The sequence below is a fragment of the Streptomyces sp. TS71-3 genome (assembly GCF_018327685.1).
GTDB lineage: Bacteria > Actinomycetota > Actinomycetes > Streptomycetales > Streptomycetaceae > Streptomyces.
The window spans coordinates 2,195,986-2,210,966 of the sequence record NZ_BNEL01000003.1; the positions used below are offsets into that span (position 1 = coordinate 2,195,986).

Sequence of the window (14,981 nt, forward strand, 5' to 3'; positions counted from 1 at the left end):
GGCGATTCATCGGCGACGCGATGTAGGTGGTGGTCGGAGTGCGGCGGAAGCGGCCTGGGGGCCATGCCGTACTCGCGACTGAACGCTCCGGAGAAGGCGAACTCCGTCGAGTACCCGACCTCGCGGGCGATCGTCGCCAGCGTCACGTCGGTCTCCCGGAGGAGCCGCGCACCGAGACTCAACCGTCAGCTGAGCAGGTAGGACATCGGCGGCCGGCCCACTCCCGCGGTGAAGCGCCGGGTGAACGCCGCGCGGGGCAGCCCGGCGACCTCGCTCAACCGGTCCACCGTCCACTGCCGTTGCGGGTTCTCGTGGATCAATCCCGCAGGACGGCGGCGATCGCCGGGTCATCGGTTCGCGGCCACTCGGTCGAGCCGTGCTGCGCCTGCCACCAGCAAGCCCCACCCCGCACGCGTCTACGACTGGTTGCTGGGCGGCAAGGACAACTACCCCGTCGACCAGCAGGTCGGTGAGGCGCTGCCCGCGGAGACGCGCCGCAACGCGGCCCGGAACCGGGCGTTCATGCACCGCGCCGCCGCCTGGCTGGCGAGGAACGGCATCGACCAGTTCCTCGACATCGGCTCCGGCATCCCCACCGAGCCCACCATGCACCAGATCGTGCAGGCGATCAGCCCCGAGGCCCGGATCGTCTACGCGGACAACGATCCGAGCGTCCTGCCTCACGCGCAGGCGCTGCTGACCGGCACGCCGGAGGGTGTCACCGGCTTTCTCCACGCGGATGTGCGGCAGCCCGCGGCCATCCTGGAACGTGCCGGTGAGAAGCTCGACTTCGCACGTCCCGTCACTCTGTCCCTGCTCGCCCTGCTGCACTTCCTGCCCGACGACGAGGACCCGTACGGCGTCGTGCGCACCTTCGTGGAGGCACTTCCCTCGGGCAGCTTCCTGCTCCTCTCGCACGGGACGGCCGACCAGCACCCGGAGTGGGAGGGGAAGATCGGGGCCGCTTACGAGAAGGGCGCGATCCCGCTGCGGCTGCGTACCCGCGGCGAGGTCGAGCCCTTCTTCGAAGGACTGGAACTCGTCGCACCGGGGCTGGTGTCCGCTACCGAGTGGTACAGGGAGGGTCCGGCACCGGCACCCGAGCGCAGCGGCTTCCATGTGGGCGTCGCCAGGGTCCCCTGAGAGGTCATGGCACCGCGCTTCATCGCCAACCAGCGCAAGAACCCCGGACCAGCGGAGCGATCGTTACGACTCCCGCCCGCACCCGTCGTACGGCCCGCCGGCAGACCCCGCGAGCCCGCCCTACGGCACCTGCACGGAGCCACCGTACGGCCACCCCGCGTCCCGCTGTCCGTCATGATTCACGGCACTCGTATCGCCTGGCCACGTCATTTTCGACATTCGTTACATGACGCCCATAATTGGCTGGGTAGGGACCGGTAAAGGGCCGTGAACGCGCCCGAGCGCACTGCGGCACGCTCCCGGGCTGCCCGCAGGCCGGCGCAGAACGTCGCCGCCTGCCCGCGGCCGAGCGGCCGTCGTGGTTCCTGCGGCCGGTCCGGGTGTGCCCGCGCGCCGTCTCCCGGGGAATGGGAGCGCGGAGCAGGGCCGGCGGGCCAGTGGATCATGTGTGCTCGCAGCAGATCGACGGGATGCAGGTGATGACCGATTCCAGCCGTTTCGCACAGGGGAGCAGCGAGGAATCGTTGGGACCGGTCGCCAAGGCGGCTGCCCTGATCGATGCCGACGGCGTCGTCCTGGGATGGACGGCCGCCGCCGAGCAGCTCCTCGGTTTCCGGGCGCAGGAGGTGGTCGGCCGCACCGGGGCGATGCTGCTCGCCGACGGCGAGACGGCCGGGGAACGGGGAGTCTGGGCGGCGCACGCGGCGGCGCGCAGGCCGCGGTCAGGGCCCGTCACCGTCCGCACCCGGGACGGCACTGAGAGGCAGCTGAGCCTGGAGGCCTCCCCGCTGTCGGGGGGCGGCAGGACCGACTGGCTGGTGTCGGTGTCCGAGCCCGGCATGGCCTCCGCGTGGGCCCCCGCGGAGGGCACGGTGTCGGCCGCGCTGATGGCCCGGTCACCGATCGGACTGTCGATCTGGGACACCGATCTGCGGTGCATCTGGCTGAACGACGCGGCCGAGCGCCAGGACGGCCTGCTGCGCCGGGAGCGTCTCGGCCGCCTGATGACGGAAGTGCAGCCCGGCGACACCGGCAGGGCGCTCACCTCCGCGATGCGCGACGTGCTGGCGACCGGCGAGCCGGTCATCGAGCGCGAGTACACCTGGCAGGTGCCGGGCGAGGACGAGACGCGCGTGCTGTCCGCCTCCTACTTCCGCCTCGACGGCGCGGACGGCCGGCCGATCGGTGTGGTCAACATGGCGACCGACATCGACAAGTCGAGGGCCCGCCAGCATCTGCTGCTGCTCGGCGAGGCCGGCAACAGGATCGGCACCACCCTCGACCTGACCACGACCGCACAGGAGCTCGCCGACGCCGTCGTCCCCCTGCTGGCCGACTACGCCACGGTCGACCTGGCGGAGCCGGTGCAGCTCGGCGACGAGCCACCGCAGCGGCTCCCCGCCGAGGACTTCCGCATTCCGGTGTTCCGCCGGGCGGGCATGGCCTCCGTCCACGAGGGGGCGCCGGAGGCGCTGTGGCAGCCGGGTGAAGTGGTCTACGTGCCTCCCGCCTCGCCGTTCACCCGCGTGCTGTCCTCGGGGAGGAGCTACTTCGAGCCGATCCTGCGCACCGGTCCCGGCACCTGGCTGGAGAAGGATCCGGAGCGCTCCCGGGCCATCGCGGCGACCGGGATACACACCTTGATCATCGTCCCGCTCCAGGCCCGCGGCACGCTGCTCGGTGAGGCCGTCTTCGTGCGCACCGACAACAAGACACCCTTCTCCCGGGACGACCTCTTGCTGCTGGAGGAGCTGACCGGCCGGGCGGCCCTGAGCCTCGACAACGCCCGCCGCTACACCCGCGAGCGTGCCGCGTCCATCGCCCTGCAACGCAACCTGCTGCCGCACCACCTCTCAGGCGGCCGGGCGGTCGACATCGCCTCTCGCTATCTGCCGGCGGACACCCACGAGGGGGTGGGCGGCGACTGGTTCGACGTGATCCCGCTGCCCCGCGCCCAGGTCGGTCTGGTGGTCGGCGACGTCGTCGGGCACGGCATCAACGCGGCGGCACTGATGGGCCAGCTGCGCACCGTCATGCGCACCCTCGCCGACCGCGATCTGTCACCCGCGGAGCTCCTGGCCGGGCTCGACCGGCTCGTGCCGTTGACGGCGGAACAGGAGGACGGCCCCGACGGCGTCAACGGCCCCGTCATGAGCTGCACCTGCGTCTACGCCGTCTACGACCCGGTCACCCGCCGGTGCACGATGGCATCCGCCGGCCACCCGCCGCCGGCCGTGGTGGACCCGGACGGCCGCGTCGACTTCCCCGAGGTGCCCTCGGGGACGCCGATCGGGCTCGGCCGGATGGACTACGAGTCGATCACCATGACGCTGCCCGCCGGGAGCGTGATCGTCCTCTACACCGACGGCCTCATCGAGACGCGCACCGCCGACCTCGACGCCGGCCTGGGCCGCCTGCGCTCCGCGCTCGCCCGGCCCGCGGACTCGCTGGAGCGGCAGTGCGCGCAAGTGATCGACGCGATGGTCCCGTACGTACGGCGGGCCCCGACCGTCCTTCCCCGGGGCGTACGCAAGAGCGGGTCCTCCGAGGACGACATCGCCCTGCTGATGGCCCGCACCCGGGTGCTGCCCGCCGGGGACGGCGGCGCGCGGGAACACCAGTGAGCCACCGGGGCGGAGGCGCCACGCCGCGGAGTGCCGGTGGACGTCCAGCTCGTCTCGGAGTGCCGGCGGATGTCTCCTCGCGTCTCGGAGTGCCGGTGGACGTCCCCCTCGTCTCGGAGTGCCGGCGGATGTCTCCTCGCGTCTCGGAGTGCCGGTGGACGTCCCCCTCGTCTCGGAGTGCCGGCGGATGTTCCCCTCGCGCCTCCGAGCGCCGGTGGACATCCCCTCGTGCCGCGGAGTGCCGGTGGACATCCGAGGAGCTTCACCGGTGTTCACTCCGGTACTGGGCGGGTGAGCGGCCCGTGTGGCGGGTGAAGGCCGCGCTCAGCGCGGACGGGGAGCTGTAGCCGAGGTCCGAGGCGATCTCCGCGATGCGGCGGTCGCCGGTGCGCAGCCGGTGTGCGACGACGTACACGCGCCAGCGGGCCGCGTACTCCATGGGAGGCAGCCCGACCTCCCGGTGGAAGCGGTCGGCGAAGGAGCTGCGCGACATCCGGGCCTCCCCGGCCAGCTCGGCCACGGTCCACCTCCGGGCGGGGTCGCCGTGCACGCCCCGCAGGGACCGGCCGATCTGCGGATCGGCGAGCGCGGCCAGCCAGCCGCGGCCGGGCGCGCTCTGGCCGGCTCCGTAGACGAAACGCAGCGCGTGGAGGAAGAGGACGTGGGCGAGGTGCCGCCGCATGGCGGCCCCACCGGGCAGGTCCACCGCCGACTCCCCGTTGAGCAGTTCGAGGATGGGCACGATCCCCGTGGCGTCGGGATCGCCCGCCGAGATCCGCGTCAGCGACGGAAGGGCGGCGATCAGCAGGTCGGTCGCGTCGCTGTTGAGGGTCAGGCTGCTGCTGACGATGACGGTCCGCTGCTCCGGGTCGCTCGTCGCCTCCGGGTCCGGCGCGTAGTGGACGGTGCTGGCCCAGGGGCTCGGCAGTGCCTCGGCCTGCGGTACGGGGGTGACCCCCGGGGCGGACGACACCGTGAATCCCGGCCCGCCCGCCAGCAGCCAGCAGTCGCCTGCCGCCAGGTGCACCGAGCTGCCGTCGGCGGCCTCGATCCAGCAGGTTCCGCCCAGCACGGCGCCGACCTTGATGTGGTCGTGCCGGTCGAACGCCAGCGCCCAGAGCCCGGCGGCCTCGAACCGGGCCGACGACGTCAGCGTGAGCTCGAATACGTCCAAAGCCTCGGAGAGCGGATCCATGCTCCGGACGATACCCCGGACGATGCGACAACTTTTCTGGACTGTGGTGTCTGGATCGTCCAGGACGGGATGCGTAGCTTCGAAGGGGAGCCGAAGGAGAGGCGAAGGAGAGCCGGTCGAAAGCCCAGGAAGGGCCGATCGAAAGCCCAGGAAGGGCCGATCGAGAACCCAGGGTCGCCAAGATCCCCCGCCGGCTCCCTCGCACCGAGTCCCACCTGAGCGGAGAGCGACCGATGACCTCGACAGCCACGACTTCCAGCCCCATGCGCCACCCGGACAGCCTGTACATCGGCGGCAGGTGGGTCAGGCCCTCGACCGACGCCATGATCGACGTCGTCACCCCCGCGACCGAGGAGGTCGGTTTCCGGGTGGCGGAGGCGACCGAGGCCGATGTGGCCGCCGCGGTCGCCGCCGCCCGCACGGCGTTCGACGAGGGTCCCTGGCCGCGGCTGACGCACGCGGAACGGGCCGGCTACCTGCGCGAGATCGCCGCCAGGATCGGCGAGCGTGTCGACGACCTCGCGGGCGCGGCGCCCCTGGAGTCCGGTGTCCTCCAGTCGCTCGCCCGCGGCTCGGCCTCGCTGCTCGCCTCGGTCTTCGCGTCCTATGCGGGCATGGCGGACACCTTCCCGTTCGTCGAACGGCATGTCCCCGGCCCGACCGGCGGTGGTGGCGCCGGCCTGCTGGTGCAGGAGCCGGTGGGCGTGGTCGCGGCCATCGTCCCGTGGAACGGCCCGGCGGTGATCAGCGCCTACAAGACGGGCCCGGCCCTGCTGGCGGGCTGTACCGTCGTCCTCAAGATGCCCCCCGAGGCGCCGAGCGCCGGCTACGTCCTGGCCGAGATCGCCGAGGACGCGGGCCTGCCCGCGGGCGTGCTCAACGTCGTCACCGCCGACCGCCGGGCATCCGAGGCGCTGGTCAGGGACCCGGGGGTCGACAAGGTGAGCTTCACGGGCTCCAACGCGGCCGGCCGCAGCATCGCCGCCGCCTGCGCCGGCCGCATGGCACGCGTGACGCTCGAACTGGGCGGAAAGTCTGCGGCACTGATCCTCGACGACTACGACGTGTCGGCGGCGGCCCGGACGATCGCGGACTCGGCCCGGTACCTGAGCGGTCAGGTCTGCTACGCGACCACCCGGCTGATCGTGGACCGCAAGCGGCACGACGCTTTCGCCGAGGCGCTGAGGGAGTCCTTCGGGAGGCTCACGGTCGGTGATCCGTTCGACCCCCGGACGCAGATGGGCCCCGTCATCACCGGGCGCCAGCGCGCGCGGATCGAGGGCTACCTCGCCCAGGGGCGCGAGCAGGGCGCGCGGCTCGTGACCGGCGGCGGCCGACCTGCGCACCTCGACCGCGGCTTCTACGTCGAGCCGACCGTCTTCGCCGATGTCGACAACCGCTCGGTGATCGCGCAGGAGGAGATCTTCGGCCCGGTGCTCACCGTCATCCCCGCGGACGGCGAAGCGGACGCCGTCGAGAAGGCGAACGACAGCATCTACGGGCTCAACGCCTCCGTCTTCACCCATGACGTCGACCGCGCCTACGCCGTCGCGCGGCGGCTCAGGACGGGAACGGTCGGCCACAACGGCACCCGCACCGACGCGACGATCGCGTTCGGGGGCTTCAAGCAGTCGGGTATCGGGCGCGAAGGCGGGACCGAGGGGCTGCGTCCCTACCTTGAGAGCAAGACGGTGCTGCTGGACCGCTATCCGCGGCATCTCGGCTAGTTCCGCACATCCGCCGTCCCGCGCTCGGGGCCGCGTCCCGGCCGGGCGACGGGTCCGGCGTCCGTGGTCCGTGCGAACGCGGCCGGCGAGTCGGGCTGAATGCCACTGACGCTCACCCCGGCATCACGCGGCCGACGTGCGGAGCCGAGCGTGCGGTGGCCGAGCAACTGTGGCCCATACCACTCCTGGCTTTCGGGTGCGGCGACGGTTTTTGCCCCAGCGGCTGGTCTTGACAGCGACCGAACCCGACCACCACCACCGCGGAGCCTTCGATGTCCGATCCTTTCCAGACCGCCGTCGTCACCGGTGCCGGCCGCGGCTTCGGGCGCGCGATCGCCGCGGCGCTCGTCGCCAGGGGCGCCGGCGTCGTCGGTATCGCCCGCAACGAGCGGGAGTTGCGCGCCGTACGCAACGAACTCGGCGAGGGCTTCACACCCGTCGCCGCCGATGCCGCCGACGAAGCGCTCGCGCAGGACGTCATCCGGGAACACCGTCCCGGGCTGCTGGTCCTGAACGCCGGGGTCACGCCGCACATGGCGCCCGTGCACGAGCAGACCTGGGAGACCTTCAGCCGAAACTGGCACATCGACACCCGGCACGTCTTCGCCTGGACCCGGGCGGCACTGCGGGAGCCGCTGGCGCCGGGCAGCGTGGTCGTCTCGATGTCCAGCGGAGCGGCCCTGGCGGGCTCCCCGCTCAGTGGCGGATACGCCAGCGCCAAGGCCGCCATCCGCTACATCCGCGGCTACGCGGCCGACGAGGCGCAGCGGGCGGGCCTCGGCATCCGGTTCCACGCACTGCTCCCGAACATGACCCCGGCCGGCGGCGTCGGCTCGGTCGCGGTCGACGGCTACGCCGCGCGCCAGGGCGTCGACCGGGACACCTTCGTCAAGGGCCGGGAACAGCCGGTACTCACCGCGGAGCAGCTCGCCGAAGCCGTCGTGGAAGTCGCCCAGGACCCCGGCAAGGATGCGGAGTACCGGGTCGGCGGTACCGGACTGCACCCGATCAGCTGAGCCACCGCCCAGCGAGGACATCACCGCACCGAGGAGAGGCCGCCATGCCGTCGGACGCCGAGTTCGCCACCCTGACCGAGCCGTTCAGGCCGGAGCTGCTCGCGCACTGCTACCGGATCCTCGGCTCGATCCACGACGCCGAGGACCTGGTGCAGGAGACCTACCTGCGAGCCTGGCGCGCGTTCGACCGGTTCGAGGGCCGCTCCTCGGTGCGGCGCTGGCTGTACAAGATCGCCACCATGGCCTGCCTGACCGCGCTGGGAACACGCTCCCGGCGGCCGCTCCCGTCAGGGCTCGGCGCGCCCTCGGGCGACCACCGGGTGGCCATGGCTCCCCGCGAGACGTCGGTGGCATGGCTCCAGCCGGCCCCCGACGCGCTGGTCGGCGCCGACGACCCGGCTGCCGTGGTGGCCCGGCGGACCGGCGTGCGGCTCGCCTTCATCGCCGCACTCCAACTGCTGTCCGCCCGGCAGCGGGCCGTGCTGACGTTGCGCGACGTGCTGGCGTTCCGGACGGCCGAGGTCGCCGAGATGCTGGACACGACGACCGCGGCCGTCGACAGCGCCCTCCGCCGCGCCAGGGCCCGCCTGGCCGAAGCCGGACCCGCGTGGGACGACCTGGCCGAGCCGGACGAGCAGACCCGGCGCACCCTCCTCGACGGCTACGTCGACGCTTTCACCCGGGCCGACCCCGACGCGCTGGTGCAACTGCTGCGGGCGGACGTCGAGATGGAGATGCCGCCGACCCCGACGTGGTTCACCGGCCGGCGGGCCGTCGTCGGATTCCTTGCCGCCCGGGTGCTGCACAGGGACCGGTGGCGCCTGGTGCCCACCCGCGCCAACGGCCAGCCCGCGCTCGCCGCCTACCAGCACGCGGGCGAGGGCCGGTACGAGGCGTACGGCGTCCAGGTCCTGACCCTGATCGGGCCCCGGATCGCCCGCATCACGGCGTTCAACGACCCCAGCCTCGTACCGACGTTCGGTCTCGCCCCGGCGCTGGGCCGCTCGATCCGGGCAGGTGACCTTGGCCCCGGTTCCCCAGCGCTCTGATACATCCGATGTAAGACCTCTGGAGGTCTTTGGAATCACGGTTCCCCCTCAAGAATTCCGCCTCCATTCGAATCATGGTCGAAGATCCCAGCCCTTCTGCCTGAAATTCATCGGATGAAAGACTTGACGGTGTTCAGTCAGAAGCGCCACAGTGGCGCTGGAGCCGCCGGGGAGCGACCCACGCCGGCCGGTACTCCGGCCGGTGCTCCCGGCCGCCCCCGGTGTGTACGACACCAACGGTGCACGAGCCGAGGCGCACGTCGAGAACATCACCTTCTGGAAGAAGCAGCGCGATCTCCACGCCCGGGCGCTCGGGTCCGTGCTCCACCCCACCCATCGGGTCGGCCCGCTCGCGCCCCTGGTGCGAGCGGCCGGTCACCGGAGAGGAGACCTCCAGTGTTACGCAGACAGGGGCTCGCGGGATCGTCGGCCATCGCCGTGCTCTGCCTGGTGCTCGCCGCCGGACAGGCCAGCGCCTCGACGATCTGGAGCGCGGACGCCGCGAGCGGTGGGTCGCCGGCCCAGGTGTTCGGCAACATCGGCACCGGCAACTGCGAGACGAACACCATCTCGGCCGTCACCGACTCCACGCGGGGAAAGGTGTGGCGCTACCTGAAGCCCAAGGGCTCGAACAGGTGCGAGAGCCGCGGAGTCAGGGTCGACGGCGAGATGTACCGCTTCACGAACAACGCCACCTACTACATCGGCTGGCAGTTCAAGCTCTCCAGCACCACGGACAACAACGCCGTCTTCCAGTGGAAGTCCTACGAGGACCACATCCAGAACTATCCGGTCGTCCTGAAGATGATCGGCGGCCGGCTGACGATGTTGCAGCGCCAGCCCGATGGCGTCGAGACGCTGCCCTGGTCGCAGGCGATCAGCGCCAACCAGTGGAACCACGTGGTGCTCGGAATCCACACCTCCAGCGAGCTCAAGGGCGGCTGGGTCGAGCTGTACGTGAACGGCAGGCAGCAGACGTTCGAGGACGGGCAGAAGCGCTACGCGTGCCGCACCTGGGACAGCTACAACGACGTCAAGTGGGGCGTGTACGGGGCCTCCGGCACCGAGGTCAGCGACCACGTCGACGACCAGCGGATCGGAACGGCCTACGCGGACGTCGACTGACGCGGACGCCGAGCCGCTCGCGCCCCGCCGCGAGCACCCCGTCCCGCGCCGGCGGCCGGCGCGGCCGTCACGACACGGCCATGTCCCGCCAGGCGCGACCGTGTCGCGCCGGTCGCCTCAGTTCCCTGACGACGCGGACGACCCTTCCGCGGCCATGATGGCGGCGGGCATGTTCTTGTTCCCGACGCTGTGGACGACGGCGAGTCGTACGGAGGCGACTTTCCAGCTTCCGGAGCTGCGCCTCAACCCGTGTGACCCTCGGCCGTAAAAGATCCATGTGTTGACGTCCTCGCTCTCGCCGAGAGCGGAATGATGATGCAGCGCTTCCAGGTGGTAGTTCACGGTGGCCTCGTCGCCGTCGACGCTGACAACGTGGCTGGTGAGCATGTGCTGGGTGAGCTCCATGGGGCCGAGCAGGCCCTCCCAGGCAGCCTTCAGGGCGTCGGCCGAGATCACGCCCTCGGCGTCCGGGTTGACGCCCCGAGGTCGACTGCCAGTTCATCGGCCCACAGCGACCGGGCTCCGGAAAAATCCTTGGCGTCGCAGCGCTGGAAATCCTCGTGGACCACGTTCACCGCGTCGATGTAATCCTGAGTGCTGTTCGTCATGCCGGTGGCCGATCCTTCTGGCTCATACGGAATGCGCCTCTATTTCCTGTCTTCCTGTCTATCACGCCCTCTGGCCTCTCGCATGAGGGTCGTCGTCGCACTGTGGCCGCAGCGACGGGCGGCCTCTCCCCGTGCTCGGACGGCGGGGCGGCAGCAGGAGCACGTGGGTCCCGCCTCCCACCCGCCGCGAGACACAAGGCCAGGACGGCGTTGAGCTCAGGACCCCCGTCGCCATACCCGGCGCCTGGCGAGTCCCTCTTGCCAAGCCCCGGAGCGAAGTCCAGGATTGTCCCCTCCCGCTCCTCCGGCCGGACCGGTGCCGCCACCTCACGGCACCGGGGCCATCAGCCCTCGCACTAGGAGGCTGTGCCCATGGACTTCGGACTCGTGCTGCAGACCGACCCGCCCGGCTCCGCCGTCGTCGACCTGATGCGCCGCGCCGAGCAGGCGGGCTTCCGCTACGGCTGGACCTTCGACTCCGCCGTGCTCTGGCAGGAGCCCTTCGTCATCCACAGCCGCATCCTGGACCACACCGAGCGGCTCGTCGTCGGCCCCATGGTCACCAACCCGGGCACCCGCACCTGGGAGGTGACGGCCTCCACCTTCGCCACCCTCAACGAGATGTACGGCAACCGCACCGTCTGCGGCATCGGGCGCGGCGACTCCGCGATGCGGGTGGCCGGCCGCCGCCCCAACACCCTGGCCAGGCTGGGTGAGGCCATCGGGGTGATCCGCGACCTCGCCGAGGGCCGCGAGGCCGAGATCGACGGGCAGCGCATCCGGCTTCCGTGGGTCAGCGGCGGCAGGCTCCCGGTGTGGATGGCCGCGTACGGCCCCAAGGCGCTCGCGCTGGCCGGGCAAGAGGCCGACGGGTTCATCCTGCAGCTCGCCGACCCCTACCTCGCCGAGTGGACGATCAAGTCCGTGCGGGACGCGGCGGCCGCCGCCGGCCGGGACCCGGCCTCGCTCACCGTCTGCGTCGCGGCCCCCGCCTACGTGGGCGACGACCTCGCGCACGCCCGGGAGCAGTGCCGGTGGTTCGGCGGCATGGTCGGCAACCACGTGGCCGACCTGGTGGCCCGCTACGGCGAGCACTCCGCCGTCGTACCGGAGGCGCTCACCGCGTACATCAAGGGCCGCGAAGGCTACGACTACGCCCACCACGGCCGCAGCGACAACCCCGACACCGCGTTCGTGCCCGACGAGATCGTGGACCGCTTCTGCCTGCTCGGCCCCGTCGAGGCCCACCTGGAGAAGCTGCGGACGCTCAGGGACCTCGGCGTCGACCAGTTCGCGGTGTACGCGATGCACGACGCCCGCGAGCAGGTCGTCGACGCGTACGGGGCCGAGGTCATCCCGGCGCTCGGCTGACCGGACCGGGGCCGGCGCGGACGGCCGCGCGCGGCCCCCCAGCCGGCACCGGCACGGGGGCCGTTTGCGTTTCCCCCTCAACCGTCCCGCATCTCCCACCCATCACCAGCGCATTCGCGCCGGTCAGCCGGGGTATCTCCCCTGCGCGGGCTCTGCCCGAACTCCGCTCGATCCCGCGCTCCCCCGCGCGCTCCCCCGCAACCCCACGCATCCGCCACCTCACCCCCGTGCACCCGCCCTCGGCGCCCACACAGCTCCGGGGAGGCACCCCCCAACCGCCTGCCAAGCACCCCATCAGCGAAGGGGCACGCCATATGACCCATACCGTCCCCCCTGGCCCGTCGTCGGGCAGCCGGGGTCCTCTGGGGCCCGCGCCCGCCATAGAGGGCGCGCAGTTCGTCACCGGCGACGGCCGCGTGGAACTCCTGCACGGCGCCTTCCCGGCCGAGAGCCGGTTCGCCAACGAGGACCTGCGCCCCATCCCGCTCGCCGAACGCCACTGGGGCACCTACAACTTCACCGCGCTGTGGATCGGCATGGCGCACAACATCCCGTCCTGGACGCTCGCCTCCGGCCTGGTCGCGCTCGGCATGGACTGGAAGCAGGCGGTGTTCACCATCGCGCTCGCCAACGTGATCGTGCTGCTGCCGATGCTGGCCACCGGGCACGCGGGGCCGAAGTACGGCATCCCCTTCCCGGTGCTGGCACGCGCCTCCTTCGGGCTGCGCGGGGCCAACCTCCCGGCGCTGGTCCGCGCGGCGGTGGCGTGCGGCTGGTTCGGCATCCAGACCTGGATCGGCGGCCAGGGCATCTACGTGCTGCTGGGCAAGGCCTACGGCGGGGCGTGGCAGAGCGCGGCGGAGATCGGCGGCCGGCCCTGGACGCTCTGGCTGTGCTTCGTCATCTTCTGGGTGCTGCAACTCGCCATCATCATGCGCGGCATGGAGACGCTGCGCCGCTTCGAGAACTGGGCCGGGCCCTTCGTGCTGATCGGCGCCGTGGTCCTGCTCGTGTGGATGGCGGACAAGGCGGGCGGCTTCGGCCCGCTCCTCGACGAGCCGTCCAAGCTCGGCTGGGGGCCCCGCTTCTGGCCGGTGTTCTTCCCGGCCCTCATGGGCATGATCGGCTTCTGGTCGACCCTGTCGCTGAACATCCCGGACTTCACCCGCTTCGGCAAGGGCCAGCGCGCGCAGGTGTGGGGCCAGACGCTGGGCCTGCCGACCACCATGACGGCCTTCGCGCTGCTGTCGGTGCTGGTCACCTCGGGCACGCAGGCGGTGTACGGCGAGCCGATCTGGGAGCCGGTGGACGTGGCGGGCAAGGCCGACAGCGTGCTGGGGCTGCTGTTCGCGCTGGTCACCGTGCTGGTCGCGACGATCTCCACCAACCTCGCCGCCAACGTCGTCTCTCCCGCCTACGACCTGGCCAACCTGGCACCCAAGCTCATCACGTTCCGCACCGGCGCGGTGGTCACGGGCGTGGTGGGCGTGCTGATCCTTCCGTGGAAGCTGATCGAGACGCCCGAGTTCTACATCTACGTGTGGCTGGGCGTGGTCGGGGGGCTGCTCGGCACGGTCGCCGGGGTCCTGATCGCGGACTACTGGTTCGTCCGCCGCACCTCGCTGGAGCTCGTGGACCTCTACAAGCGCCAGGGGCGGTACTGGTACGCCGGCGGCTGGAACCTGCGGGCCGTGCTCGCGTTCCTGGTCGGCGGGGTGCTGGCGGTGGGCGGCTCGCACTCCGCCCCGGGCAAGGGCCCCTTCCCCGAGGACGGCCTGATCCCGGCCCTGAAGCCGCTCGCCGACTACGGCTGGGCCATCGGCCTGTCCTCGGCGTTCGTGGTGTACGCGCTGCTCATGTGGCCGGCGGCCAGGCGGGAACGGCGCGGATAGCCGGACGGGACGTCAAGCGCACCGCGGCCGTGGTCGACCGCGGTGCGCTTGACGTGGTCCGCTCAGCGGCTCTCGGAGGTGAGGTCCGCCGACCACTTCTCCTCGATGCGGCCGAAGTGCCACACCAGCAGCGCGATCAGCCAGGAGGCGAAGAACAGGCCGACGATGCCGTAGCCGGCGTAGTCGAGGTTGATGTCGGCGATGGCCGCCAGCGGCCCCGAGGTGATGTTCGCCTGGTCGGTGAGGACGCCGATGAGCTCGATGGTGCCGATGATCAGCGCGACGGCGACGGAGATCGACGTGATGGTGATGTTGTAGAAGACCTTGCGGACGGGCTTCGCGAAGGCCCACCCGTACGCCGCGTTCATGAACACCCCGTCGATGGTGTCCATCAGGCACATGCCGCCCGCGAAGAGGATCGGCAGGACCAGGATCGAGTAGAACGGGAGGCTGAAGGCCGCGGCGCCTCCCGCGAGCACCAGCAGTCCCACCTCGGTGGCGGTGTCGAAGCCGAGGCCGAACAGCACGCCGATCGGGTAGATGTGCCACGCCTTGCGCACGGATCGGGTGAGGCCGTTGAGGAAGCGGTTCATGAGGCCGCGCTTGTTGAGCTGCTCCTCCAGCTCCCGCTCGTCGTACCGGCCGCTGCGCATCTGCCGGAAGATCTTGATGATGCCGAGGAGTACGGCGAGGTTGAGGATGCCGAGGATCCACAGGAAGACGCCGGAGACCGACGCGCCGATGACCCCGGTGACCGAGTGCAGGCTGGAGTCGTCGTTCTCGACCTCGCCGACGAGTGCCTTGACGCCGACCGAGAGCAGGAAGGCCAGCGCGAAGACGATCGTGGAGTGGCCCAGGGAGAACCAGAAGCCGACCGACAGCGGCCGGCGTCCGCGCGGTTCACCCGCCTCCTCCGCGGCCGCGTTGTCGGCCAGCAGCTTGCGGGTGGTGTTGTCGACGGCGGCGATGTGGTCGGCGTCGAAGGCGTGCCGCAGTCCGAACGTGTAGGCCAGGATGCCCACGCCGACGTTGAAGACGGGGTGGTCACCGCCCAGGTGGTAGTGGTGGGGCACCACGAGCCCGAAGAGGATGCCGAAGCCCACCACGTGCAGCAGCACGATGAACCCGGCCATCCCGCCCAGCGCCCGCCAGTCCTGCCGGCTCAGCGAGCGCCGGAACAGCCCCAGACGCTCGCCCAGCTTCGGCTCGGCACCTATATCGCCGCTCAACA

General features: G+C 71.4%; 13 protein-coding genes. 8 read left to right on the plus strand and 5 right to left on the minus strand.

Going from position 1 to position 14,981, the window contains the following annotated elements; all coding sequences use genetic code 11:
• Window positions 1-185: 185 nt before the first annotated feature.
• Window positions 186-320, minus strand: coding sequence for a hypothetical protein (locus tag Sm713_RS41310; RefSeq protein WP_283249860.1), 135 nt, complete (start codon window positions 318-320; stop codon window positions 186-188).
• Window positions 321-426: 106 nt separating this feature from the next.
• Here Sm713_RS41310 and Sm713_RS33470 point away from each other — a divergent pair, with 106 nt between their 5' ends.
• Window positions 427-1,143, plus strand: coding sequence for an SAM-dependent methyltransferase (locus Sm713_RS33470; protein ID WP_212913703.1), 717 nt, complete (start codon window positions 427-429; stop codon window positions 1,141-1,143).
• A gap of 479 nt (window positions 1,144-1,622) precedes the next feature.
• Window positions 1,623-3,767: a SpoIIE family protein phosphatase gene (locus tag Sm713_RS33475; protein WP_212913704.1), complete on the plus strand. Its 2,145-nt coding sequence runs from the start codon at window positions 1,623-1,625 to the stop codon at window positions 3,765-3,767.
• Window positions 3,768-4,029: 262 nt separating this feature from the next.
• Here Sm713_RS33475 and Sm713_RS33480 read toward each other — a convergent pair whose 3' ends face one another.
• A complete protein-coding gene (locus tag Sm713_RS33480; protein ID WP_212913705.1) occupies window positions 4,030-4,962 on the minus strand; it encodes an AraC family transcriptional regulator in 933 nt (310 codons plus the stop codon).
• Window positions 4,963-5,195: 233 nt separating this feature from the next.
• Between Sm713_RS33480 and Sm713_RS33485 the strand changes: the two genes are divergently transcribed.
• From Sm713_RS33485 to Sm713_RS33500, 4 genes are all read left to right on the plus strand, one after another.
• Window positions 5,196-6,689: an aldehyde dehydrogenase gene (locus Sm713_RS33485; protein ID WP_249416867.1), complete on the plus strand. Its 1,494-nt coding sequence runs from the start codon at window positions 5,196-5,198 to the stop codon at window positions 6,687-6,689.
• 272 nt (window positions 6,690-6,961) lie between these two features.
• Entirely contained in the window at window positions 6,962-7,705 is a 744-nt protein-coding gene (locus Sm713_RS33490) for an SDR family oxidoreductase (RefSeq protein ID WP_212913706.1), read from the plus strand.
• A complete protein-coding gene (locus Sm713_RS33495; protein WP_283249854.1) occupies window positions 7,702-8,754 on the plus strand; it encodes an RNA polymerase subunit sigma-70 in 1,053 nt (350 codons plus the stop codon). The genes Sm713_RS33490 and Sm713_RS33495 overlap by 4 nt, the downstream gene beginning before the upstream one ends.
• 396 nt (window positions 8,755-9,150) lie before the next feature.
• The gene (locus tag Sm713_RS33500) at window positions 9,151-9,879 is read left to right on the plus strand and encodes a heparin lyase I family protein (RefSeq protein WP_212913708.1); all 729 of its coding nucleotides are present in this window, start codon (window positions 9,151-9,153) and stop codon (window positions 9,877-9,879) included.
• A gap of 117 nt (window positions 9,880-9,996) precedes the next feature.
• Here the strand turns inward: Sm713_RS33500 and Sm713_RS33505 are convergent, their stop codons facing one another.
• Together Sm713_RS33505 and Sm713_RS33510 are read right to left on the minus strand one after the other, a co-directional pair.
• Entirely contained in the window at window positions 9,997-10,335 is a 339-nt protein-coding gene (locus Sm713_RS33505; RefSeq protein ID WP_212913709.1) for a nuclear transport factor 2 family protein, read from the minus strand.
• Window positions 10,332-10,487, minus strand: a complete 156-nt coding sequence (locus Sm713_RS33510; RefSeq protein WP_212913710.1) for a hypothetical protein — start codon at window positions 10,485-10,487, stop codon at window positions 10,332-10,334. Before Sm713_RS33510 ends, Sm713_RS33505 begins: the two co-directional genes overlap by 4 nt.
• Before the next feature lie 372 nt (window positions 10,488-10,859).
• Between Sm713_RS33510 and Sm713_RS33515 the strand changes: the two genes are divergently transcribed.
• Window positions 10,860-11,858 carry a TIGR03842 family LLM class F420-dependent oxidoreductase gene (locus Sm713_RS33515; RefSeq protein ID WP_212913711.1) on the plus strand — a complete coding sequence of 333 codons (999 nt, stop codon included), beginning with the start codon at window positions 10,860-10,862 and terminating at the stop codon, window positions 11,856-11,858.
• A gap of 314 nt (window positions 11,859-12,172) precedes the next feature.
• Window positions 12,173-13,750: an NCS1 family nucleobase:cation symporter-1 gene (locus Sm713_RS33520; protein ID WP_212913712.1), complete on the plus strand. Its 1,578-nt coding sequence runs from the start codon at window positions 12,173-12,175 to the stop codon at window positions 13,748-13,750.
• 62 nt (window positions 13,751-13,812) lie between these two features.
• Here the strand turns inward: Sm713_RS33520 and Sm713_RS33525 are convergent, their stop codons facing one another.
• Window positions 13,813-14,979, minus strand: a complete 1,167-nt coding sequence (locus tag Sm713_RS33525; RefSeq protein ID WP_249416868.1) for a HoxN/HupN/NixA family nickel/cobalt transporter — start codon at window positions 14,977-14,979, stop codon at window positions 13,813-13,815.
• Window positions 14,980-14,981 lie beyond the last annotated feature (2 nt).

Coding starts and splice junctions, on each gene's coding strand:
- Sm713_RS33475 (WP_212913704.1), top strand. CDS start 1,623: ATGACCGATTCCAGCCGTTTCGCACAGGGGAGCAGCGAGGAATCGTTG.
- Sm713_RS33480 (WP_212913705.1), bottom strand. CDS start 4,962: ATGGATCCGCTCTCCGAGGCTTTGGACGTATTCGAGCTCACGCTGACG.
- Sm713_RS33485 (WP_249416867.1), top strand. CDS start 5,196: ATGACCTCGACAGCCACGACTTCCAGCCCCATGCGCCACCCGGACAGC.
- Sm713_RS33490 (WP_212913706.1), top strand. CDS start 6,962: ATGTCCGATCCTTTCCAGACCGCCGTCGTCACCGGTGCCGGCCGCGGC.
- Sm713_RS33510 (WP_212913710.1), bottom strand. CDS start 10,487: ATGACGAACAGCACTCAGGATTACATCGACGCGGTGAACGTGGTCCAC.
- Sm713_RS33515 (WP_212913711.1), top strand. CDS start 10,860: ATGGACTTCGGACTCGTGCTGCAGACCGACCCGCCCGGCTCCGCCGTC.
- Sm713_RS33520 (WP_212913712.1), top strand. CDS start 12,173: ATGACCCATACCGTCCCCCCTGGCCCGTCGTCGGGCAGCCGGGGTCCT.